Raw genomic sequence first — 22,426 nt, 5'->3', positions numbered from 1 at the left:
TCCGTCGGTGCCGGTCAGTAGGTGTAGAAATAGATCTCTAGGTCGGCGTGGCCGGCCGGCGACCCGCCCTTCCAGAAGTCGCGTGTGGTCGTGCCCTCGAACATGTCGGGACGCGCTTTCCTCAGCAGCGAGTTGACCTCATGGGCGTACGCGCCCCCGGCTCCCGGGTCGGAGTGCCGCCCGAAGGTGAGGACGAAGGCGGCCCGGCGCCCCTCGTAGCGCGCCGTCACCGCGCGCAGCCGCTGCTCGATCCGGCGAGTGTCGCCCGGACCGGCGGTGATGGAGACCTTCACCGGCTTCTTGAGCACGGCTCGCGGGCCGCTCGGCTCCGGAGAGGGCGACGGCTTCGGCTCAGCGGCGGCGGACGCGGACGGACGGGCGGTCGCGGCCATCGGGTCGCCGCGGTCCCCCATCGCGACGAGGGCGAGCACGAGCAGCAGATCGGCGAAGAGCCACCCGGCGAGATGCAGCGGGTTGAAGCGGGGGACGGTCACCGCACACCGTCCCGGGGCGGCAGGTCCTCCAGCCACACGTCACCGGACGGCACCCCCTCGGCGTCCTTCGCCAGGGACACCGTGACGTCGTCGGCGGACCGGCTCGACGGCACGGGGACGCGGACGCTCCGGGACGCGTCGGAAGCGCCGGCCGGCCCGGGCACGGTCGTCGGTACGGCCGCGGCGGCCCCGGCCCGGCCGAGCTGCTCGGCGGCCCGCCGCAGCCCCTCTGTCTGCTCGGCCAGCCGACCGAGCGTCGCGTGTGACTCGGCGATGCTCCGGGCCGAGTCCTCGGTGACCTCCCCGAGGCGCGCGAGCACCTGCGAGGAGACGTCGGATGCCACCTCGACCCCGGTCGTGAAGGACCGCTGCGCCGCCGCGAGGGCGTGCACCGACTCCTCGACCCGCTCGCCGGCCCGGTCCAGGACGTCGCGGATCTCGCCGCTCGCGTTCCGCGCCCCCTCCAGAGCCCTGCTCACCATGGCTCCCCCGTCGGCCACAGCCGCGCCGACGTCCTTGGTGTTGCTCCGTACGGCCTCCTCGATGCGCCCGGCCGCTTCCTCCAGCGGCCGTACGGCCTGATCGACGCCGGCCAGACGGCCTTCGGCCCGCCCCACGGCTTCCCCGACGACCTCGGCGGCCGACGACAGGTCCTTCTGCACCTTCACCGCCCGTCCACTCAGCCGGGTCAACGTCGCGGCCGCCTCGGTGAGTTCGGCTGCGAAGCGCTGCGGGGAAGCCGTGCGGTGCACGTTGAGCACGAGCTGGGCGCGGGTGAGGACCGGGACGAGGCGTCGCATCAGCCGCTCCGCGTCCCTGGCCGCCTCCTCCTGGCCCCGGGCGACGGCGGAGCGCCGGATGCCGTGCACCAGCACCAGCGCGAAGAGCAGTGCGATCGCGGTGGTCGCACCGGTCGCCACATGACCGAAGGTGAACGCATCGGCCAGATGGCCCTCGAACCCGCTCTGCCACAACTGGAGGAACGGCCTGGCCGCGGACTTCGGGTCGGCACCGATCAACGCCTGGTAGGCGCTGGACGCCTGCGTCAGCCCGTACCACGTCATCAGCAGGGGCACGAAGACCAGTGCGCCGAGGGCTGCTTCCAGCCACGACCAGAGCTTGTGCCCCTGGGCCGGGTCCCGGTCCGTGCCGATGCTCTCCGGGCGGGCGAAGGCGTGGAGCAGGTCGAGCTCCGCCCACGGATCAAGACGCGCCGTGTCCGTCACGGCCAACGCCTCACCGAGGGAGAGGAGTTCGTCGCGCCTGGACGAGAGCCTGGGCTCGGATGCCAATTCCTTGATGTGCTGGGAGACCTCATGACGGTCCACCGGAGTCACTACGGGCATATCTGTCCCTGATGAGAGAAACCCCCAGGGGGCTCCCCACCCCGCGCCCTCCTCGCCCCCCGGCGAGTACGGAACGCGCATGCCCCCGCGCGACGGCACCGGTCCTCACCGGGCCGTCGGCGGCCGAGCGTATCTCACGGACCGTCAGCTGATTGCCGTATTCCGGCGATGTACCGAAACCGGAACGTCTGGTCCGGACCGAGGGCACCGGTCGGGCGGTCCGGACCTGGCGGGCCCGCCCGGGCGGGCCGGGCGGGCCGGACGGGCCGGGCGGGCCGGGCGGGCCGGACGGGCCGGGCGCCTGGGCCGGGCGCCTGGGCCGGACGGACGCCTGGGCCGCGGTGACGCGCCGCACCGTGGCCCACGCCGGCGCGGATCGCGCCGTGCGTGAGGTCCGCGGGCACGGCGCGGTCCACCACGCCTCGGTCGCGGCTCAGTGCTCGCAGAGGGAGAACTCCCGCTCGTAGAGCTGCTCGTTGTGCTCGTCGACGAAGAACTTGCGTTCCTTCATGAGCTGTTCGCGGTACTCCTCGGCCTGCGCGCGCGTCATCGTCGACGTCCCGGCCCACGGCTGCTGCGGTGGCACGTCCGAGGTCGAGACGAGTGGCACCGAGGGGTCGACCAGGAAGAACGCGAGGATCTTGCGGTGCCCCGGCCTGGAGGGGTCCGCGAGCCGGAACGGGCCGACGCGGTGCTGGAGGATGTTCGGGAACGCGAGCGCGCGGCCCGACGGCGTCGGGACCGAGCCGAGGACCTGGTTCAGCCGCCCCTCGTTCTCCAGGCCGTAGACCTCGCTCACCCCGTTGTCGTCGCTCTGCTCGTAGTCCGGTTCGTCGACGCCCGTCCTGAAGCCCAGCCGGCTCTCGGTGATGTTCTCGCTGTCCCAGTAGTAGATGCCGGTGGAGACGATCCGCTCGTTCATCATCCCCTCGACGTGCCAGGAACCACCCGCGTACTCGGGGTCCTCCGGCGTGAGGTGGACGGTGGCGAGCTTGACGATGACCTGGAGGCGCCGGCCGCGCAGGCTGACCCGGTCGGCGCCGCCGGGTACGTCGGGCGGGACGAAGACGGGGGCGTCCGGGACCACCGGGCGTCGCGTGTGCCACCACGCGTCCATCGCCTCCTCGTACCTCTCCCACGCCTCGTCGTCCTCGGTGTCCGGCTCGACCGGCTTGTCCGGGGACTCCTCGTACCAGCCGTACGGATCGGCCTCGATCCTCACGGGCCGCGGGTGGCGCAGATCGGTGAGCACGTTCTCCAGGAGCGGCAGCATGCGGCCGAAGAGGCCGGGCAGCACGGAGGCGAGTTCGCGGTGAGCCTCGGGATGGACGTTGTTGACGTACGAGCGGAAGACCGCCTCACCGTCGTCGCCGACCTCGACGTCCGTGGGCAGCCACTGGAACTTCTCCGAGAACTCGTAGCGGGAGACGGTGTCCGGCGGGCTCGGCCAGGCCTGGTCCGGAGTACCGCTCACGTCACGCACGCGGCAGAACAGGGAGGGGTGGACGAGGTCGAGCACCTGGCCGCCGGATCCCGGATGCCAGTCCCGCTCCGCCTCCGGTACGTCCTCCAGGACCCGGACCGCCTCCCGGAGCCTGGCCCTGAGCCCTTCGTCGATCAGCGTGTCCGACTGCCACACCCCGTCGACGGCGGACACCTCGACGCCGGTCGTACCGTCCCGCAGCTCGGCGTAGTGCGCGAGTTCGTCCAGCACGTAGCGGATCTGCGCCTCGGTCATGCCCTGCTCCGCGGCCTCCCGGGCCCACCTGCCGGTGATCCCGGCGTCCCGCATCTTGGCGGACCATCCCGGCTTCGCCCGGATGTGGGCGCTGCACCGCGCCATCTCCAGTTCCCGCAGGGTCCTGGGCTTCGCGAAGGCGGGGGCGCGGGCGCCCCTGAAGGGCAGCGGGAATGCGGCTGTCTCGGTCAACTCTTCTGTACCTCCCGGTCGGTGACGAGCGGCGGAAGCATACGGGAGGGGACCGGCACGGCCGCGCGGGCCTCCGGCCTCGGGGCACGCGGAGGAGACGGGCGCGGGACGGCCGGAAGCATGCGAGCGGCCCCCGGGAATCCGTCGGAGGATCCCGGGGGCCGCTCGGTGCCAGGGGCCTTCGGCCCGCGGAGAGCCCGTTACGGAAGGTTCCTCGCCATCACGATTCGCTGGACCTGATTCGTGCCCTCGTAGATCTGAGTGATCTTGGCGTCGCGCATCATGCGCTCCACCGGGTAGTCCCGGGTGTAGCCGTAGCCGCCGAGCAGCTGGACCGCGTCGGTGGTGATCTCCATGGCGACGTCGGAGGCGAAGCACTTGGCCGCGGCGCCGAAGAAGGTGAGGTCACCGTCGAGGCGCTCGGACTTGGCCGCGGCGCTGTAGGTGAGCTGGCGGGCAGCCTCCAGCTTCATGGCCATGTCGGCGAGCATGAACTGGACGCCCTGGAAGTCGCCGATCGGCTTGCCGAACTGCTTGCGCTCCTGGACGTAGCCCTTGGCGTAGTCCAGGGCGCCCTGGGCGATGCCGAGCGCCTGGGCCGCGATGGTGATGCGGGTGTGGTCCAGGGTCTTCATCGCGGTGGCGAAGCCGGTGCCCTCGGCGCCGATCATGCGGTCGGCGGGGATGCGGACGTTGTCGAGGTAGATCTCGCGCGTCGGGGAGCCCTTGATGCCGAGCTTCTTCTCAGGGGCGCCGAAGGAGACGCCCTCGTCGGACTTCTCCACGACGAACGCCGAGATGCCCTTGGAGCGCTTCTCCGGGTCGGTGACGGCCATCACCGTGTAGTACTCGGAGACGCCCGCGTTGGTGATCCAGCGCTTCACCCCGTTGAGGACCCAGAAGTCGCCGTCGCGCACGGCCTTGGTCTTCATGCCCGCCGCGTCCGAGCCGGCGTCGGGCTCGGAGAGGGCGTACGAGAACATCGCGTCGCCCTTGGCGAGCGGGCCCAGGTACTTCTTCTTGAGGTCCTCGGAGCCGGAGAGGATCACCGGGAGCGAGCCCAGCTTGTTCACGGCCGGGATGAGGGAGGAGGACGCGCAGACGCGGGCCACCTCCTCGATCACGATAACCGTGGCGAGCGCGTCGGCACCCGCGCCGCCGTACTCCTCGGGGACGTGGACGGCGTGCAGGTCGTTCGCGGTCAGGGCGTCGAGCGCCTCCTGCGGGAAGCGGGCCTCCTCGTCCACCGCCGCCGCGTGCGGGGCGATCTTCGCCTCGGCGAGCGAACGGATCGCCTCGCGGAGCATGTCGTGCTCCTCGGCCGGACGGTACAGGTCGAAATCGGTCGAACCCGCCAAGATGTTCACTCCCCAAGCTGCTAACTACCGTTAAGTAACCTGATTTTAGTGGGCCCTGTCCCGGTCGGCATACGGGCCGGGCACGTGAGCTTGCCGACAGGGCCCGGCGCGGCCGGAAAACGGGCGTCCCGCCGCCGCGGTTATGCTCGGCTCCGCACGTCTGTCCGCATCGTTCAGGAGCACCCCATGGCCCTCAGGATCACCGTGATCGGCACCGGCTACCTCGGCGCCACCCATGCCGCGGCCATGGCGGAGCTCGGCTTCGAGGTGCTCGGCCTCGACATCGTGCCCGAGAAGATCGAGATGCTCTCGGCCGGCCGGGTGCCGATGTACGAGCCAGGGCTGGAGGAGATCCTCCAGAAGCATGTCGCGGGTATCGAGGGATCCACGGGGCGGCTGCGGTTCACCACCTCCTGGGAGGAGGCCGGGACGTTCGGCGATGTCCACTTCGTCTGTGTGAACACTCCCCAGAAGCACGGCGAGTACGCCTGCGACATGAGTTACGTGGACAGCGCCTTCGAGTCGCTGGCCCCCCACCTCACCCGCCCCGCCCTGGTCGTCGGCAAGTCGACCGTGCCGGTGGGCTCGGCCGCCCGGCTCTCCCGGCGGCTGGCAGAGCTGGCGCCGGCGGGCACCGACGCGGAGCTGGCCTGGAACCCCGAGTTCCTGCGCGAGGGCTTCGCGGTCAAGGACACCCTGCACCCCGACCGGATCGTGATCGGTGTGGAGAGCGAGCGGGCCGAGAAGACGCTGCGCGAGGTGTACGCGGGACCGGTCGCCGAGGGCTCCCCCTTCGTGGTGACGGACTTCCCGACCGCCGAGCTGGTGAAGACCTCCGCGAACTCCTTCCTCGCGACGAAGATCTCCTTCATCAACGCGATGGCGGAGGTCTGCGAGGCGGCCGACGGCGACGTGGTGAAGCTGGCCGAGGCCATCGGGCACGACGAGCGGATCGGGAAGAAGTTCCTGCGGGCCGGGGTCGGCTTCGGCGGGGGCTGCCTGCCCAAGGACATCCGGGCCTTCATGGCACGCGCCGGCGAACTCGGCGCCGACCAGGCACTGACCTTCCTCCGGGAGGTCGACTCCATCAACATGCGCAGGCGCGGTCACATGGTGGAGCTGGCCCGGGAGGCCGTGGGCGGCGGTTCGTTCCTCGGCACGCGGGTCGCCGTGCTGGGCGCCACCTTCAAGCCCGACTCGGACGACGTACGGGACTCACCGGCACTGAACGTGGCGGGGCAGATCCACCTGCAGGGCGGCCAGGTCACCGTGTTCGACCCCAAGGGCATGGAGAACGCCCGCAAGCTCTTCCCGACGCTCGGCTACGCCGAGACGGCGCTGGACGCGGTGCGCGGGGCGGACGTGGTGCTGCACCTGACGGAGTGGCGCGAGTTCCGGGAGCTGGACGCCGTGGCCCTGGGAGAGGCCGCCGGACGGCGGATCATCCTGGACGGCCGCAACGCACTCGACCCCGAGGTGTGGCGCGAGGCCGGCTGGACGTACCGGGCGATGGGCCGCCCGAAGGCCTGAACCGCGAGGACATGTACGACGAGGAGGGGCGGCCGCGCGGCCGCCCCTCCTCGTCGTCGTACGGGGTCAGTGCCCCGGACCGTCCAGCTCGCCGATCGTGGCGTGGGACGGGCCGACCCGGGCGCCCAGGTCGCGGGCCACGGCCTCCGCGTCGCGCAGGACCCGTACCGCGTTCTGCCAGGTCAGCTTGGCCAGGTCGCTCTCCGACCAGCCGCGGTTGAGCAGTTCCGCGACGAGGTACGGGTAACCGGACACGTCCTCCAGCTCCAGCGGGAGGAACGCGGTGCCGTCGTAGTCGCCGCCGATGCCGATGTGGTCGATCCCGGCGATCTCGCGCATGTGGTCGAGATGGTCGGCGATCGTGCCCACCGTCGCCATCGGACGCGGGTTCAGCGCCTCGAAGTCCGCGTGGATCCGCATGGCGGCGGGCGTGGTGTCCAGGTGGTGCAGACCGTGCTCCCGCATGTTGCGGTCGGCGGCGGCCGTCCACTCCACCGCGGCCGGCAGGACGAACTTCGGCACGAAGGTCGCCATGGCGACACCGCCGTTGGCCGCGAGCATCCGCAGGACGTCGTCGGGGACGTTGCGCGGGTGGTCGCAGACCGCGCGGGCGGAGGAGTGCGAGAAGATCACCGGTGCGACCGAGGTAGCGAGCGCGTCCCGCATCGTGGTGGCCGCCACGTGGGAGAGGTCGACCAGCATCCCCACGCGGTTCATCTCGCGCACGACCTCGCGCCCGAACTCCGACAGCCCGCCGACGCGCGGTGAGTCGGTGGCCGAGTCCGCCCAGTCGGTGTTGTCGTTGTGCGTGAGCGTCATGTAGCGGACGCCGAGGGTGTGCAGGGCGCGCAGGGCGCCCAGTGAGTTGTTGATGGAGTGGCCGCCCTCGGCCCCCATCAGGGAGGCGATACGGCCCTCGGCGCGGGCCTTCTCCATGTCGTCGGCCGTCAGGGCCCGCCGCAGGTCGTCGGGGTAGCGGTCCAGCATCTCGCCGACCACGTCGATCTGCTCCAGCGTGGCGCTGACCGCGTCGTCGCCGGCCAGGTGCGAGGGGACGTAGACCGACCAGAACTGCGCGCCGACGCCACCGGCGCGCAGCCGGGGGATGTCGGTGTGCAGGATGCCGCTCTGGTCCCGCGAGATGTCCCGGGCGTCGAGGTCGTAGCCGCACTGTTCGCGCAGGGCCCAGGGCAGGTCGTTGTGGCCGTCGACGACCGGGTGGCCGTCGAGGAGGAGACGGGCGCGTGCCAGGTTCGCGGAGGAGGACACGGGCCGCCTACTTCCCGAAGCCGAAGGAGTCCGCGCCCTGGGTCTTGGCCCGGAGCCGCTTCCCCTTCTCCGTCGCCTGGTCCTTGAGCTCCTGCTGGAAGTCCTTCATCCGCGTCAGCAGGTCCGCGTCGTGTGCGGCGAGGATCCGGGCGGCGAGCAGGCCGGCGTTACGGGCCCCGCCGACCGAGACGGTGGCGACGGGGACGCCGGCCGGCATCTGGACGATGGAGAGCAGGCTGTCCATGCCGTCGAGGTACTTCAGCGGGACCGGTACGCCGATCACGGGCAGCGGGGTGACGGAGGCCAGCATGCCGGGCAGGTGGGCCGCTCCTCCCGCTCCCGCGATGACGGCCTTGAGACCGCGGTCCGCCGCCGACTCGCCGTAGGCGATCATCTCGTGCGGCATGCGGTGTGCGGAGACGACATCGACCTCGTAGGGGATCTCGAACTCGTCGAGAGCCTTCGCGGCCGCTTCCATCACGGGCCAGTCGGAGTCCGAGCCCATGACGATGCCGATGACGGGTGCGGAACCGGTTGCGGTCATTCGGTGATCGTTCCTCGCAGGTAGTCGGCCGCGTGCCGGGCGCGCTCGCGCACGTCCGCCAGATCGTCGCCGTAGGTGTTGACGTGGCCCACCTTGCGGCCCGGCTTCACGTCCTTGCCGTACATGTGGATCTTGAGCTGCGGGTCACGGGCCATGCAGTGCAGGTAGCCCTGGTACATGTCCGGGTAGTCGCCACCGAGGACGTTGCACATGACCGTCCAGGGGGCGCGCGGCCGGGGGTCGCCGAGCGGGAGGTCGAGGACGGCCCGCACGTGGTTGGCGAACTGCGAGGTGACCGCGCCGTCCTGGGTCCAGTGCCCGGAGTTGTGCGGGCGCATGGCGAGTTCGTTGACGAGGATGCGGCCGTCCCGCGTCTCGAAGAGCTCCACCGCCAGGTGGCCCACCACTCCGAGCTCGGCGGCGATCCGCAGGGCGAGCTGCTGGGCCTCGCCCGCGAGCTGCTCGTCGAGGCCGGGCGCGGGGGCGATGACGGTGTCGCAGACACCGTCGACCTGGACCGACTCGACGACGGGGTAGGCGACGGCCTGGCCGTGCGGCGAGCGGACGATGTTGGCCGCCAGCTCGCGGGCGAAGTCGACCTTCTCCTCGGCGAGGACGGGCACCCCGGCGCGGAAGGGCTCGGCGGCGTCCTCCTCGGAGCGCACCACCCAGACACCCTTGCCGTCGTAACCGCCGCGGACCGTCTTGAGGATGACGGGGAAGCCGCCCACCTCGCCGGCGAAGGCCGCGGCGTCCGCCGGGTCGGCGACGATGCGGTTACGGGGACAGGGCGCCCCGATCTCGGCGAGCCGGGCGCGCATCACCCCCTTGTCCTGGGCGTGCACCAACGCGTCGGGCCCCGGGCGTACGGGGATGCCGTCCGCCTCCAGGGCCCGCAGGTGCTCCGTCGGCACGTGCTCGTGATCGAAGGTGATCACGTCGCATCCGCGCGCGAAGGCCCGCAGGGTCTCCAGGTCTCGGTAGTCGCCGACGACGACTTCACCCACCACCTGGGCCGCCGAGTCCTGAGGGGTGTCACTGAGGAGCTTGAATTTCAGGCCGAGGGGGATACCCGCCTCGTGGGTCATACGGGCGAGCTGACCGCCGCCGACCATGCCGACTACAGGGAACGTCACACGCCCAGGGTATCGGGCGCGCGGAACCGCCCCCTCACCGTCTCCCGGGCCCTGCCGCGGAGACCGCGAGGGCGGGCGCCGCGGCGCAGCCCCGGCTGCTCACAGGCATCACACGGGAGGGCTGGTTAGCATGGCCCGGTTGACGAAACCGACCGGACGGGGCTGAGCGATCACCATGGGAGAACGGGGCACGCTGCGGGCCCGGCTCGATCTGCTGGCCCGGGAGGTGGCCAAGTTCGGCGCGGTCGGCGCTCTCGGGCTCGTGGTCAACATGGCCGTGTCCAACTTGATCTGGCGCACCACGGACATCCCGGTGGTGCGGGCAGGGCTGATGGGGACGGTCGTCGCCATCCTGTTCAACTACGTCGGCTTCCGCTACTGGACGTACCGGGACCGCGACAAGACCGGGCGGACCCGGGAGCTGATGCTGTTCCTGCTGTTCAGCGCGGCCGGAGCGGTGATCGAGACGGGGGTGCTCTATCTGGCCACGTACGGCTTCGGGTGGAACAGCCCGGTCCAGAGCAACCTCTTCAAGATCCTCGGCATCGGGATCGCCACCCTCTTCCGGTTCTGGTCCTACCGCACCTGGGTGTTCCGGGCGCTGCCCCCCGAGGAGGCCGTGCTCGACACGGACCGATTTCTGGAGCAGCGGCGGCCCTCCGACGCGGTAGCGCCGGGGCCCGTCTCGAACTGACGGCGGGTCCGGTGCGGGTCAGCGCACCGGGCGGACGTTCTCCTCGCGGCTGGGCACGACGCGGCTGAGGAAGAGGGCGAAGACCGGTGGCTGCTGCTGGAGCAGTTCGAGCCGGCCGCCGTCGGCCTCGGCCAGGTCCCGGGCCACCGCGAGCCCGATGCCGGTGGAGTTGCGGCCGCTGATGGTGCGCTCGAAGATCCGCGCCCCGAGGTCGGCGGGGACTCCGGGTCCTTCGTCGGTGACCTCGACGACGACCTGGTTGCCGGTGACCCGCGTACGCAGGGCGACCGTGCCGCCACCGTGCATCAGGGAGTTCTCGATCAGCGCGGCCAGCACCTGGGCGACGGCCCCCGGTGTGCCCACGGCCTCCAGTCCGTGCTTGCCCGAGCAGACGACCGCCCGGCCGGCGCTGCGGTAGGCCGGGCGCCACTCCTCGATCTGCTGCTTGACGACCTCGTCGAGGTCGAAGACGACCGCCGAGCCGGTGCGCGGGTCCCGGGCGTTGGTCAGCAGCCGCTCGACCACGTCGGTGAGCCGCTCGACCTGGACGAGCGCGATGTTCGCCTCCTCCTTCACCGTGTCGGGGTCGTCGGTGACCGAGATCTCCTCGATGCGCATGGAGAGGGCGGTCAGCGGGGTGCGGAGCTGGTGCGAGGCGTCGGCCGCGAGACGCCGCTCGGCGGTGAGCATCCGGGCGATGCGTTCCGCGGAGGAGTCCAGCACATCGGCGACCCGGTCGAGCTCCGTCACCCCGTAACGCTTGTGCCGGGGGCGCGGGTCCCCCGAACCGAGGCGTTCGGCGGTCTCGGCGAGGTCGGTGAGCGGGGAGGTGAGCCGGTCGGCCTGGCGCACGGCGAGGAGTACGGCGGAGATGATGGCGAGCAGTGCCACCGCCCCGATGATCAGCAGGGTCCGGCCGACCTCCCGGGTCACCGTGGACCGGGACTCCTCGACGGTGACCTTCTCTCCCTGCTCACCCGTCTCGGTGCTGCGGATGACGCCGCCCGTGGGGCGCTCGCCGACCTCGATGGGCTCCCTGCCCTGGATCTCGACCCGGGCGTAGCGGCTGGGATCCACCTGTTCGGCGAGGACACCGGGGGTGATCCGCTCGGCGCCCAGGAGCCGGCTCTCCACCACGCTGATCAGCCGGAAGGCCTCGGAGTCCACGCTCTCCTGGGCGCTGTTGCTGATGGTGCGGGTCTCGACGATGACGAGGGAGACGCCGAAGACGGCGATCACGACGAGCACCACGGCGAGCGTGGAGTTGATCAGTCGGCGGCGCATGTCTGTCTCTGTACGTCAGCTCTTCTCGAACCGGAAGCCGACGCCCCGGACGGTGGCGATGTAGCGCGGATTGGCCGCGTCGTCGCCGAGCTTCTTGCGGAGCCAGGAGATGTGCATGTCGAGGGTCTTGGTGGAGGACCACCAGGTGGTGTCCCAGACCTCTCGCATCAGCTGGTCGCGGGTGACGACCCGGCCGGCGTCGCGCACGAGGACGCGCAGCAGGTCGAACTCCTTCGCGGTGAGCTGGAGTTCCTCGTCCCCCATCCACGCGCGGTGTGACTCGACGTCGATCCTGACGCCGTGCGTGGCGGGCTGCGGGGCGGGCTCGGTGGCGCCGCGCCGGAGCAGGGCCCGGACCCGGGCGAGGAGTTCGGCCAGGCGGAACGGCTTGGTGACGTAGTCGTCGGCGCCCGCGTCCAGGCCGACGACCGTGTCGACCTCGTCGGCGCGGGCGGTGAGCACGAGGATGGGCACGGCGTGACCGTCGGCCCTGAGACGCCTGGCGACCTCCAGGCCGTCCATCCCGGGCAGTCCGAGGTCGAGCACGACCAGGTCGACGCCTCCCTGGAGTCCGGCGTCGAGCGCGGTCGGGCCGTCCTCGCGGACCTCGACCTCGTACCCCTCCCGACGCAGGGCGCGAGCCAGTGGCTCCGAGATGGATGCGTCGTCCTCGGCGAGCAGTACACGGGTCATGCAGTGATGGTAGTCCGCGTGGGACCGCTGGGGTGAAGCGCTCGGCAGGCCCTGCGAGCCAGGGGAGCGGAGACGTCTTACACCTTCGAATATGGGAGTGTGGTTCCACTGGGACCTGTGATCCATCTCTCAAGTCCTTTCATATCCCCCTGTGTCATGTCGTATGGTTGCTCGACGCCTGTTGCACCACCCATGACCTTTGGGCGATGTTTCGCACCGAAGGTCGGTTTTGTGTACGGGCCGGTTCCCCCCGGCCCCGATCAGTGAATGACCTGTGGGCCGGGCCCGGAACGCGAGGACGCGCGCCGGGCGTGGATCCCGGAGCGGTCGTCCCACGATTCCGCCACCCGCCCCTCCGTACGGAGCCCGGCGGCCGGATCGATCCCCTCGAGGCGTCGGGGGTGGGCCATGTCCGTACCGGTGCCGGCCACCCCCCACCGGGCGCGTAACGCTCACGAGGCGACGCGTCCCGACCAGCAAGGATCGACCATGGCGTCCAGCCTGACGAAGGACTCCGCCGGTACCGCCGGCTCGGAGAAGACCTTCTTCGGCCACCCCCGCGGCCTGGCCACTCTCTTCATGACGGAGATGTGGGAGCGTTTCAGCTACTACGGCATGCGCGCCCTTCTCCCGCTCTACCTGATCGCTCCCAACGGGCTTCACATGAACCCCGCCACGGCCACGGCGATCTACTCCGTCTACGTGTCGCTGGTGTACCTGCTCGCCCTGCCGGGCGGATGGTTCGGCGACCGCGTCTGGGGGCCCCGCAAGACCGTCGCCATCGCGGGCGGCATCGTGATGCTCGGCCACCTGGCCCTGGCGCTGCCGGCCGAGGGCACCTTCTTCGCCGGCCTCGGCCTGGTCGCGATCGGCTCCGGCATGCTGAAGTCGAACATCTCCACGATGGTCGGCCACCTCTACGACGGCCCGGACGACCCGCGCCGTGACGGTGGCTTCACGATCTTCTACATGGGCATCAACCTGGGCAGCTTCGTCGCCCCGCTGGTGATCGGAACGATCGGCGAGAACGTCAACTGGCACCTGGGCTTCGCCCTGGCGGCCGTCGGCATGGGCCTCGGTGTCGCCCAGTTCCTGCTCGGTACGCGCCACCTGGACGCGCACAGCAGCATCGTGCCCAAGCCGCTCTCCGCGGCGGAGCGCGCGTCCACCCTGCGCAAGTCGATGATCTGGCTGGGCATCGCGGCCGTCTTCTACATCGTGACCGTCGTCACCGGCGTCTACACGCTGAACTGGCTGCTGGTCCCGATCACCCTCGCGGGTCTGGTCATCCCGGTGCTGGTCCTGGCCCGCATCAAGCGGGACAAGGAGCTCACCGGCGCGGAGCAGAAGAAGGTCTCCGGCTACGTCTGGTTCTTCGTGGCCGCCGCCATCTTCTGGATGATCTACGACCAGGGTGGTTCCACGATGGCCATCTTCGCCGACTCGTCGGCGGAGAACTCGGTGCTCGGCTGGGCCTTCCCGGTCTCCTGGTACCAGTCGGTCAACCCGATCCTGATCATGGCGCTGGCCCCGGTCTTCGCCGCCTTCTGGATGGCGCTCAACCGCCGGGGCAAGGAGCCCAGCACGATCGTGAAGTTCAGCTCCGGTCTGGTGCTGGTCGGTGCGTCGTTCTTCCTGTTCCTGGCGCCGCTGGCCATCGCGGGCGACGGCCACAAGGCCGCCGCGATGTGGCTGGTCGCGATCTACTTCGTGCAGACCGTCGCCGAGCTGACGCTGTCGCCGGTCGGCCTCTCGGTCACCACGAAGATGGCCCCGGCCAAGTACGCGAGCCAGATGATGGGTGTCTGGTTCCTCGCCGTCACCGCGGGTGACTGCACCACCGGCCTCCTGTCCATCGCGGGTGTCGATCTCAACGGCACCGGGATCGTCGCCCTCCAGGCCGCCCTCGCGGTGGCCGCCGGTGTCGCGATCTTCGTGTACCGCGGCAAGGTCAAGACGCTGATGGGCGACGTCCGCTGATCCGGACCCGCCCCTGAGCGTGACTGAGGCCCCGCACCGATCGGTGCGGGGCCTCAGTCATGCTCCGGGTTACGTCGGCCGGGTCGCCCAGAAGGACTCCCTACGCGGGAGCCGCGAGCTCCGCCCAGACGGTCTTGCCGGGCTGGTCCGGGGTGCGGGTGACGCCCCAGTCGAGGCAGAGCCGCTGCACGATAAACATTCCGTGCCCGCCGGGACGCCCCGCCCGGTGCGGGGTACGGGGGGCCGGCTGGCCGGCGCCTCCGTCCACGACCTCGACGCGGAGCATCTTGGGCGAGCAGGCGATGCGGAGTTCCTCGGGGCCCTCCGCGTGCAGGCAGGCGTTGGTGACGAGCTCCGAGACGACCAGCAGCACGTCCTCGGCGGCCGCCCGGCGGTCGGCGCCGGCCGCGGGCAGCCAGCCCCAGTCGTGGAGGGCCTGACGGGCGAAGTCGCGGGCCATCGGCACGATGCCGCTGGCCCCTCTCAGCGAGAGGGTGCGCCACTGCCGGTCAGCGGGTACGGCAGAGGCAGTGCCCGTGCCGTCCGGCTCGCGGCCGAGGCCGCCCGGCGGATGCTGCCGGGTGGTGCTCATCAGCGCTTCACCTCACCGATTCACCGTGTGTTGCCATCGAACAGATACAGAGTGTGCGGGCTCCATGACCCCGACGGGATGACTTCTGCCCGTCTGAATGGGGGCGACACCCACTTCGTCCACGCCATCGGAGTGACGCGCGCGATAGTCGGGGCTCCCGGGCCCTGGGATACGCATCGCGGCGGCCGCTGTCAGCTGCTCAGGGCGTCTTCGAGGGACGCGTGGACGGTGAAGACCGCCTCGGCTCCCGTGATCTCGAAGACGCGCGCCACCACCGGCTGCATTCCGGCCAGGTGGACCGCGCCGCCCTCCGCCTCCGCCTTGAGGCGGGCGCCGAGGAGCACGTTCAGTCCGGTGGAGTCACAGAAATCGAGGCGCGAGCAGTCGACGACCAGGCGCGTACGCCCTTCCTCGACCGCGTTCTCCAGGGGCTCCCGCAGCAGGTCGGCGGTGTGGTGATCGAGCTCACCCACCGGCGTCACGACTTCGCTGCTGCCCTCGGTCCGGACCTCGACCTGTAGCCGACCCCGGTTCGCACTGCCGACCGTCCCGCGGTCCATGCCGTCCCTCTTCGCCGTTCGTCACTGCCCGCGGCACGGTGTGTACGCGGCTGTCATCGTGGCTGCCCCCGACGTGCGTAAAACATTACGCGTTTCCCTCGCCACACGGTAGTCGAAGAACTCAACAAACCGGACATACAGGCGCATTTGGCGCTTGTAACTCACCGCTGGGACCGGGTAAGGGTAGAAGGGACATCCACACCAGAACCCGATCGGCTTCGGAGGCGCCGCTTCACCGCAGGAAGACGTATGGGCATCGGCAGCCATATGCCGAGAACGATGGAGGAGAACCATGTCACCCCGGCTCGACGTATCGCGTACCCACATCGCGACGTCGGCATGTCCTCAGGGACCGACCGATTCCGACTCCGCTGCCGCGAGCACCGTTCCCGGTCCGCGCATCAGCACCACCGCAGACACGACCGCCGACGACCACTTCACGGACGACGGGTTCGAGGGCCTCGAAGGGCTCCCCGAGATCCCGCACCACTCCGAGGTCGGCGCGCTGGACGCCCGGGCCCTGTCGAAGACGCTCTTCGCACGGCTCGAAGCCCTCGAGGAGGGCACCCACGAGTACGCGTACGTACGCAACACCCTGGTCGAGCTGAACCTGGCGCTGGTCAAGTTCGCCGCCTCCCGGTTCCGCACCCGCAGCGAACCGATGGAGGACATCGTCCAGGTCGGCACCATCGGCCTGATCAAGGCGATCGACCGCTTCGAGCTCAGCAGGGGCGTGGAGTTCCCGACCTTCGCGATGCCGACCATCGTCGGTGAGATCAAGCGCTTCTTCCGCGACACCAGCTGGTCCGTGCGCGTGCCGCGCAGGCTGCAGGAACTGCGGCTCGACCTGGCCAAGGCCGGCGACGAACTGGCCCAGAAGCTGGACCGCGCGCCGACCGTGCTCGAACTCGCCGAACGGCTCGGCCTGAGCAGGGACGAGGTCGTCGAGGGCATGGCCGCGAGCAACGCGTACACCGCGAGCTCGCTGGACGCCAAGCCCGACGAGCACGGAGACGGCAACGAGGCCGCTCTCGCGGACCGCCTCGGCTACGAGGACAACGGCATCGAGGGCATCGAGTACGTCGAGTCCCTCAAGCCGCTCATCGCCTCGCTGCCGCTGCGCGACCGCACCATCCTCTCCATGCGCTTCGTCTCCAACATGACGCAGTCGGAGATCGGTGACGAGCTCGGCATCTCGCAGATGCACGTGTCCCGGCTCCTGTCCAGGACCCTCGTCAAGCTCAGGAAGGGCCTGACCGTGGAGGAGTGACCCCGCGTCACCTCCCGGACGGACGACTCGCGGAAGGACCCGCCCCGAAGGGCGGGTCCTTCCGCGTTCGCCGGTCCGCCCTCCTCCGTGAGGCTCAGACGACTCTCTCGCCCCGGCGCCACACCGCCCGGACCAGGGGCATCCCCGGCCGGTAGGCGAGGTGCACGTGACTGGGGGCGTCCAGCATCACGAGGTCGGCGCGGGCCCCGGGGGCGACCCGGCCGACATCGGTGCGGCGCAGCGCGGCCGCGCCGCCCGCGGTCGCCGACCAGAGCGCCTCGTCGGGTGTCATCCCCATGTCCCGCACCGCCAGGGCGACGCAGAACGGCATGGAGGAGGTGTAGGAGGAGCCCGGGTTGCAGTCGGTGGAGAGGGCGACGGTGGCGCCGGCGTCCAGGATGCGGCGGGCGTCGGGCCAGGCCGCCCGGGTGGAGAACTCGGCGCCGGGGAGCAGGGTGGCGACGGTGTCGCCCTGCCCGAGGGCGTCGAGGTCGGCGTCGTCGAGGTGGGTGCAGTGGTCGGCGGAGGCCGCGCCCAGTTCCACGGCGAGCCGTACGCCGGGGCCGTGGCCCAGCTGGTTGGCGTGGACGCGGGGGTGCAGCCCCTTGGCCGCTCCGGCTGTGAGGATCGCGCGCGCCTGGTCCTCGTCGAAGGCGCCGCGCTCGCAGAAGACGTCGATCCAGCGGGCGTGCGGTGCGCAGGCGTCGAGCATCGGGCCGGTGACGAGTGCGACGTATCCGGCGGGATCGCCGGCGTACTCGGGGGGTACGACGTGGGCGCCCAGGAAGGTGACCTCGTCCGTGTGGCGGGCGGCGATACGCAGCGCCCGGGTCTCGTCCTCGACGGTGAGCCCGTATCCGGACTTGGTCTCGAACGTGGTGGTCCCCTGGCGGAGCGCTTCGGCGAGGTGCCGTGCGACGTTGGCGGACAGCTCGTCGTCGGACGCCTCGCGGGTCGCCGCCACGGTCGTCCGGATGCCGCCGGCGGAGTACGGGCGTCCGGACATCCGGGCGTTGAACTCGGCGGTGCGGTCGCCCGCGAAGACCAGGTGGGAGTGGGAGTCCACGAAACCGGGGATCACGGCCCGGCCTCCGGCGTCGACGGCGTTGTCGGTGACGGGTGCTTCACTGGATTCACCGGTCCAGGCGATGCGGTCGCCGTCGATGACGACGGCCGCGTCGCGGATCAGGCCCAGGGGGGTCCCGTCACCGAGGGAGGGGTCGTTGGTGACCAGGTTCGCGATGTGGGTGATGGCGGTCGTGGTGGTCGTCATCGGGGTGCGGCTTTCGTCGGGTTCGGCAGGCCGGGCCGCGGGGCGGGCCGGCCTGGGCGTGGGTCGCGGTCGCGCGGGCGGCGCGTCCGTCGGGGTCAGCCGTGCAGTGCCGCCACGGCCGAGGCGAGCGCTCCGGGCACGTCCTCGATCCGGGTGTGCCTCCCGTCGCGGACGATGTGCCGTCCCGCGACCACGGTGTGCCGCACATCGGCGGCGGTCGCGGCGAATACGGCCGCCTCGGCTGCCAGCCGGGGGACGGGTCCGGCGGTCCTGACGGAGTCCAGGGCGACGGTCGTGAGATCGGCGGGCGCCCCCGGTTCGAGGATGCCCGCGTCCGGGCGGCCGAGCGCCGCGTGCCCGTCGGCGGAGGCGGCCCGCAGCAGGGCGGCCGCCGTCCAGTGGCCGCGTACATGGGTGCGCAGCCGTTCGTGGAGTTCCATCGCCCGCGCCTCCTCGAAGAGGTCGATCACGGCGTGGCTGTCGCTGCCCAGCGAGAGGGGGGAGCCCGCGCCCTGGAGGGCGGTGGCGGGGCCGATGCCGTCGGCGAGGTCGCGTTCGGTGGTCGGGCACATGCAGGTGCCCGTCCGGGAGGTGCCCAGCAGTTCGATGTCCTCGGCGGCGAGGTGGGTGTTGTGGATGCCGGTGGTGCGGGGGCCGAGGACGCCGTGGTCGGCGAGGAGGCGGGCCGGGGTGCGTCCGTGGGCGGCGAGGCATGCCTCGTTCTCCGCGGTCTGCTCGGAGAGGTGGACGTGCAGGGGCGCGGACCGCTCCTGGGCCCATCCGGCGACGGTGGAGAGCTGCCCCGCCGGTACGGCGCGTACGGAGTGGATGGCGGCGCCGATGACGACCATGTCGTCGTCGCCCTTGAGGAGGGAGGCGCGCTCGGCCCAGGCGTCGGCGGTGGTGTCGGAGAAGCGCTGCTGGTGCCGGCTGGGCTTCTCGCCGAATCCGGCCGCCAGGTAGGCGGTGTCGAGCAGGGTGATCCGGATGCCCGCCTCCGCCGCGGCGGCGATGAGCGCCTCCCCCATGGCGTTGGGGTTGTCGTACGGAGTTCCCCCCGGCGCGTGGTGCAGGTAGTGGAACTCCCCGACGGCGGTGATCCCGGCGAGCGCCATCTCCGCATACGTGGCGCGGGCCAGGTCGTAGTAGGTGTCGGGGGTGAGCCGGGACGCCGTCCGGTACATCGTCTCGCGCCACGTCCAGAAGGTGCCGGAACCGACCTGGACGGTGGAGCGGAGGGCGCGGTGGAAGGCGTGCGAGTGGGTGTTGGCCAGGCCGGGGACGGTCAGCCCGTCCAGCACGGTGGCTCCGGGCGGCGGGGCGTCGATGCCGGTCCGGACCCCGGCGATGCGTCCGCCCGCCACGTCCAGGAGGACGCCCGGCTCGACATGGGTGCCGAGCCAGGCGTGCGACATCCAGTACGTCGCGGTGACCGGTGTGCCCGTCGGTTGCGTTGTCAGCTGCACGCGAGACCTTCCAGTACGTCGGCGAGTGCCCCCACCCCGGCCACGCAGTCGTCCTCCGCGGCGTACTCGGCGGGTGAGTGCGAGATCCCGGTGGGGTTCCGTACGAACAGCATGGCCGTCGGCACGGAGGCGGACAGGATGCCCGCGTCGTGTCCCGCGCCCGTGCCGAGCACGGGCACGGTGCGCCCCGAGCGGTCCGGGCCCGGTTCGTCCAGCAGCCGGCGGATCTCGTCCCGGAGCGCGTGCTGGAAGTCCACCACCGGGGTGAACGACTCCCGTACGACGTCGAGATCGACCCCGGCGCGTCCGGCGTGCTCCCGGGCGGTCCGCTCGACACCGCTCACCACGGCGTCCAGGGTGGCCTGGTCGGCGGCGCGCGAGTCCAGCCAGCCGCGCACGAGGGAGGGGATGGCGTTCACCCCGTTCGGCTCCACGGCGATCTTGCCGAAGGTGGCGAGGCCGCCGGCGAGCTCCGCCTCGCGCCGGGCCGCGAGCACGGTCTCGGCGTACGGGAGCATCGGGTCCCGCCGGTCGGCGAGCCGTGTGGTGCCGGCGTGGTTGGCCTCCCCGCGGAAGTCGAACCGCCAGCGGCCGTGCGGCCAGATGGCCGAGGCGACGCCGACCGGGTCCCCGCCGATGTCGAGGGCGCGGCCCTGCTCCACGTGGAGTTCGACGAACGCGCCGATCCTGGCGAGGCGTCCCGGGTCGGGACCGATGGCGTCGGGGTCGTACCCGGCCGCCTCCATGGCCCGCGGCAGCGGGACACCGTCGGCGTCGCGGAGCCGGTGCGCCTGCTCGACGGTCAGCTGCCCGGCGGCGAGCCGGGAGCCGACGCAGGCGAGACCGAAGCGTGCCCCCTCCTCGTCCCCGAAGTTGACCACGGCGAAGGGTCTGGTGAACTCCGCTCCCCTGCGGCGGAGTTCGTCCAGGGCGGCGAAGGCGGACACCACGCCGAGCGGGCCGTCGAAGGCCCCGCCGTCGGGCACGGAGTCGAGGTGCGACCCGGTGACCACGGCGTCCCCGGCGAGAGGGTCGCCGAGCCAGGCCCACTGGTTGCCGTTGCGGTCGGTCTCGTGGACGAGCCCTCGGGACTCCGCCTGGGCCCGGAACCACTCCCGGCACTCCAGGTCCGCCTCCGACCACGCGTAGCGCCGGTAGCCGCCGCTTCCCGGGTGCCGGCCCAGGGGCGCGAGGCCGCGCCACATCGCGTCGAAGGACTGCGGCGCGGCCCCGGCTCCGGCCTGCGGGCCGGACGTGGACGGTACGCCGGCCCGCGCGTCCGTCACCGGTCCGCCGCCGTGCTCCCCTGCCGCGGCCTCACCGTCGTCAGCCGTGTTCACCGGGGTTCGTCCTCCGTCATCGGGACACGCACGCCCTGGTCCGCGGCGACGGACCCGGCGATGTCGTACCCCGCGTCGACGTGCCGGATGACCCCCATCCCGGGGTCGTTGGTGAGCACCCGCCGGATCTTCTCGCCCGCGAGCGCGGTGCCGTCGGCGACCGTGACCTGTCCCGCGTGGATGGAGCGGCCCATCCCCACACCGCCCCCGTGGTGCAGGGACACCCAGGACGCCCCGGAGGCCACGTTGACCATGGCGTTGAGCAGCGGCCAGTCGGCGATGGCGTCCGAGCCGTCCAGCATGGCCTCGGTCTCTCGGTAGGGCGAGGCGACCGAGCCGCAGTCGAGGTGGTCGCGCCCGATGGCCAGGGGTGCGGCGAGCTCGCCGCTCGCCACCATGTCGTTGAAGCGCTCGCCGGCCCGGTCGCGTTCGCCGTAGCCCAGCCAGCAGATCCTGGCCGGGAGGCCCTGGAAGTGGACCCGCTCCCCGGCCATCCTGATCCAGCGGTGGAGGGACTCGTTCTCGGGGAAGAGGTCGAGCAGCGCCTTGTCGGTCTTGTGGATGTCCGAGGCCTCGCCGGACAGCGCGGCCCACCTGAAGGGTCCCCTGCCCTCGCAGAACAGCGGCCTGATGTAGGCGGGGACGAACCCGGGGAAGTCGAACGCACGCCCGTAGCCTGCGAGTTGCGCCTCGCCGCGGATGGAGTTGCCGTAGTCGAAGACCTCGGCCCCCGCGTCCATGAAGCCGACCATGGCCTCGACATGGGCCGCCATCGACTCCCGGGCGCGCCGGGTGAAGTCGGCGGGCTTCTCGGCGGCGTAGGAGGCCATGTCGTCGAAGTCGACGCCGACGGGGAGGTACGCGAGCGGGTCGTGGGCGCTGGTCTGGTCGGTGACGATGTCGACGGGTGCGCCCTCGGCGAGCATCCGGGGCAGCAGTTCGGCCGCGTTGCCGAGCAGGCCGATGGAGAGCGGGCGCCTGGCGTCGCGGGCCTCGACGGCCAGCTGGAGCGCGTGCTCCAGGGAGTCGGCCCGCACGTCCAGGTACTTGTGCTCGATGCGGCGCTCGATGGCACGGGGGTCGCAGTCGACGCAGATCGCGACTCCGTCGTTCATGGTGACCGCCAGCGGCTGGGCGCCTCCCATGCCGCCGAGCCCGGCGGTGAGGGTGATGGTTCCCGCGAGCGTGCCGCCGAAGCGCTTGGCGGCGACGGCGGCGAAGGTCTCGTACGTGCCCTGGAGGATGCCCTGGGTGCCGATGTAGATCCAGGACCCGGCGGTCATCTGGCCGTACATGGTCAGGCCGAGGGCCTCGAGACGGCGGAACTCCTCCCAGTTGGCCCAGTCGCCGACCAGGTTGGAGTTGGCGATCAGGACGCGCGGCGCCCACTCGTGGGTCTGCATCACACCGACGGGCCGCCCGGACTGGACGAGCATCGTCTCGTCCTGCCTGAGCGTCCTCAGGGTGCGGACCATGGCGTCGAAGGAGCGCCAGTCGCGGGCGGCCTTGCCGGTGCCCCCGTAGACGACGAGCTCGTCGGGGTGTTCGGCGACCTCGGGGTCGAGGTTGTTGTGCAGCATGCGGAGGGCGGCTTCCTGCTGCCATCCCAGGGCGCTGAGCTCCGTACCGCGCGGTGCCCGTACGGGCCGGGGTCCTGACATGGGGAT

General features: G+C 71.4%; 19 protein-coding genes. 4 read left to right on the top strand and 15 right to left on the bottom strand.

Translation table 11 applies throughout. The annotated features are described in order from the left end of the window. Positions 1 to 14 precede the first annotated feature (14 nt). The 4 genes from ACFXOA_RS16190 to ACFXOA_RS16175 all read right to left on the bottom strand — a co-directional run bounded on the left by ACFXOA_RS16190 (position 15) and on the right by ACFXOA_RS16175 (position 5,128). On the bottom strand, positions 15 to 494 hold the full coding sequence (locus tag ACFXOA_RS16190; protein ID WP_385027817.1) for a hypothetical protein: 480 nt from the start codon (positions 492 to 494) through the stop codon (positions 15 to 17). Then, complete coding sequence (locus ACFXOA_RS16185) at positions 491 to 1,840, bottom strand: methyl-accepting chemotaxis protein (protein ID WP_385027814.1); 1,350 nt, start codon at positions 1,838 to 1,840, stop codon at positions 491 to 493. Before ACFXOA_RS16185 ends, ACFXOA_RS16190 begins: the two co-directional genes overlap by 4 nt. 433 nt (positions 1,841 to 2,273) lie before the next feature. After that, a complete protein-coding gene (locus tag ACFXOA_RS16180) occupies positions 2,274 to 3,770 on the bottom strand; it encodes a DUF4246 domain-containing protein (protein ID WP_385027811.1) in 1,497 nt (498 codons plus the stop codon). Between the two features lie 200 nt (positions 3,771 to 3,970). Next, a complete protein-coding gene (locus ACFXOA_RS16175) occupies positions 3,971 to 5,128 on the bottom strand; it encodes an acyl-CoA dehydrogenase family protein (protein WP_385027808.1) in 1,158 nt (385 codons plus the stop codon). A 186-nt stretch (positions 5,129 to 5,314) separates the two neighbouring features. Here ACFXOA_RS16175 and ACFXOA_RS16170 point away from each other — a divergent pair, with 186 nt between their 5' ends. After that, on the top strand, positions 5,315 to 6,658 hold the full coding sequence (locus ACFXOA_RS16170) for a UDP-glucose dehydrogenase family protein (protein WP_385027804.1): 1,344 nt from the start codon (positions 5,315 to 5,317) through the stop codon (positions 6,656 to 6,658). A 66-nt stretch (positions 6,659 to 6,724) separates the two neighbouring features. Here ACFXOA_RS16170 and ACFXOA_RS16165 read toward each other — a convergent pair whose 3' ends face one another. Genes ACFXOA_RS16165 through ACFXOA_RS16155 form a run of 3 tightly spaced genes read right to left on the bottom strand, consistent with a single transcriptional unit; the run spans position 6,725 to position 9,607 of the window. Continuing rightward, positions 6,725 to 7,927 (bottom strand): dipeptidase, encoded by a 1,203-nt coding sequence (locus tag ACFXOA_RS16165; protein WP_385027801.1) that lies wholly within the window; start codon positions 7,925 to 7,927, stop codon positions 6,725 to 6,727. Positions 7,928 to 7,934: 7 nt separating this feature from the next. Continuing rightward, entirely contained in the window at positions 7,935 to 8,471 is a 537-nt protein-coding gene (gene purE / locus ACFXOA_RS16160; RefSeq protein ID WP_385027798.1) for a 5-(carboxyamino)imidazole ribonucleotide mutase, read from the bottom strand. Further along, entirely contained in the window at positions 8,468 to 9,607 is a 1,140-nt protein-coding gene (locus ACFXOA_RS16155; protein ID WP_385027795.1) for a 5-(carboxyamino)imidazole ribonucleotide synthase, read from the bottom strand. Before ACFXOA_RS16155 ends, purE begins: the two co-directional genes overlap by 4 nt. A 175-nt stretch (positions 9,608 to 9,782) precedes the next feature. On the opposite strand from ACFXOA_RS16155, the gene ACFXOA_RS16150 reads away from it, so the two are divergent. Further along, complete coding sequence (locus ACFXOA_RS16150; protein WP_385027792.1) at positions 9,783 to 10,301, top strand: GtrA family protein; 519 nt, start codon at positions 9,783 to 9,785, stop codon at positions 10,299 to 10,301. A gap of 18 nt (positions 10,302 to 10,319) precedes the next feature. Here ACFXOA_RS16150 and ACFXOA_RS16145 read toward each other — a convergent pair whose 3' ends face one another. Together ACFXOA_RS16145 and ACFXOA_RS16140 are read right to left on the bottom strand one after the other, a co-directional pair. Further along, positions 10,320 to 11,585, bottom strand: coding sequence for an ATP-binding protein (locus ACFXOA_RS16145; protein ID WP_385027789.1), 1,266 nt, complete (start codon positions 11,583 to 11,585; stop codon positions 10,320 to 10,322). 15 nt (positions 11,586 to 11,600) lie between these two features. After that, positions 11,601 to 12,278 carry a response regulator transcription factor gene (locus ACFXOA_RS16140; protein ID WP_031098784.1) on the bottom strand — a complete coding sequence of 226 codons (678 nt, stop codon included), beginning with the start codon at positions 12,276 to 12,278 and terminating at the stop codon, positions 11,601 to 11,603. Between the two features lie 489 nt (positions 12,279 to 12,767). Between ACFXOA_RS16140 and ACFXOA_RS16135 the strand changes: the two genes are divergently transcribed. After that, the gene (locus tag ACFXOA_RS16135; RefSeq protein ID WP_385027785.1) at positions 12,768 to 14,258 is read left to right on the top strand and encodes an oligopeptide:H+ symporter; all 1,491 of its coding nucleotides are present in this window, start codon (positions 12,768 to 12,770) and stop codon (positions 14,256 to 14,258) included. Between the two features lie 100 nt (positions 14,259 to 14,358). Here the strand turns inward: ACFXOA_RS16135 and ACFXOA_RS16130 are convergent, their stop codons facing one another. Continuing rightward, positions 14,359 to 14,850: an ATP-binding protein gene (locus tag ACFXOA_RS16130; RefSeq protein ID WP_385027783.1), complete on the bottom strand. Its 492-nt coding sequence runs from the start codon at positions 14,848 to 14,850 to the stop codon at positions 14,359 to 14,361. 191 nt (positions 14,851 to 15,041) lie between these two features. Continuing rightward, positions 15,042 to 15,410, bottom strand: a complete 369-nt coding sequence (locus ACFXOA_RS16125) for an STAS domain-containing protein (RefSeq protein WP_385027780.1) — start codon at positions 15,408 to 15,410, stop codon at positions 15,042 to 15,044. 292 nt (positions 15,411 to 15,702) lie between these two features. On the opposite strand from ACFXOA_RS16125, the gene ACFXOA_RS16120 reads away from it, so the two are divergent. After that, entirely contained in the window at positions 15,703 to 16,680 is a 978-nt protein-coding gene (locus ACFXOA_RS16120) for an RNA polymerase sigma factor SigF (protein WP_385027777.1), read from the top strand. Between the two features lie 94 nt (positions 16,681 to 16,774). Here the strand turns inward: ACFXOA_RS16120 and hutI are convergent, their stop codons facing one another. The 4 genes from hutI to hutU all read right to left on the bottom strand — a co-directional run bounded on the left by hutI (position 16,775) and on the right by hutU (position 22,420). Beyond that, positions 16,775 to 17,953 (bottom strand): imidazolonepropionase, encoded by a 1,179-nt coding sequence (gene hutI, locus ACFXOA_RS16115; RefSeq protein WP_385027774.1) that lies wholly within the window; start codon positions 17,951 to 17,953, stop codon positions 16,775 to 16,777. Positions 17,954 to 18,048: 95 nt separating this feature from the next. Beyond that, positions 18,049 to 19,419 carry a formimidoylglutamate deiminase gene (locus ACFXOA_RS16110; protein WP_385027771.1) on the bottom strand — a complete coding sequence of 457 codons (1,371 nt, stop codon included), beginning with the start codon at positions 19,417 to 19,419 and terminating at the stop codon, positions 18,049 to 18,051. Next, positions 19,410 to 20,624 carry an allantoate amidohydrolase gene (locus ACFXOA_RS16105; RefSeq protein ID WP_385027877.1) on the bottom strand — a complete coding sequence of 405 codons (1,215 nt, stop codon included), beginning with the start codon at positions 20,622 to 20,624 and terminating at the stop codon, positions 19,410 to 19,412. Before ACFXOA_RS16105 ends, ACFXOA_RS16110 begins: the two co-directional genes overlap by 10 nt. A 131-nt stretch (positions 20,625 to 20,755) precedes the next feature. After that, positions 20,756 to 22,420 (bottom strand): urocanate hydratase, encoded by a 1,665-nt coding sequence (gene hutU, locus ACFXOA_RS16100; RefSeq protein ID WP_385027768.1) that lies wholly within the window; start codon positions 22,418 to 22,420, stop codon positions 20,756 to 20,758. Positions 22,421 to 22,426 lie beyond the last annotated feature (6 nt).

Source organism: Streptomyces sp. NPDC059166 (assembly GCF_042755185.1).
Taxonomy (GTDB): domain Bacteria; phylum Actinomycetota; class Actinomycetes; order Streptomycetales; family Streptomycetaceae; genus Streptomyces.
The sequence above is the reverse complement of the archived record's forward strand: the minus strand, read 5'-3'. Positions and strand labels throughout refer to the sequence as shown.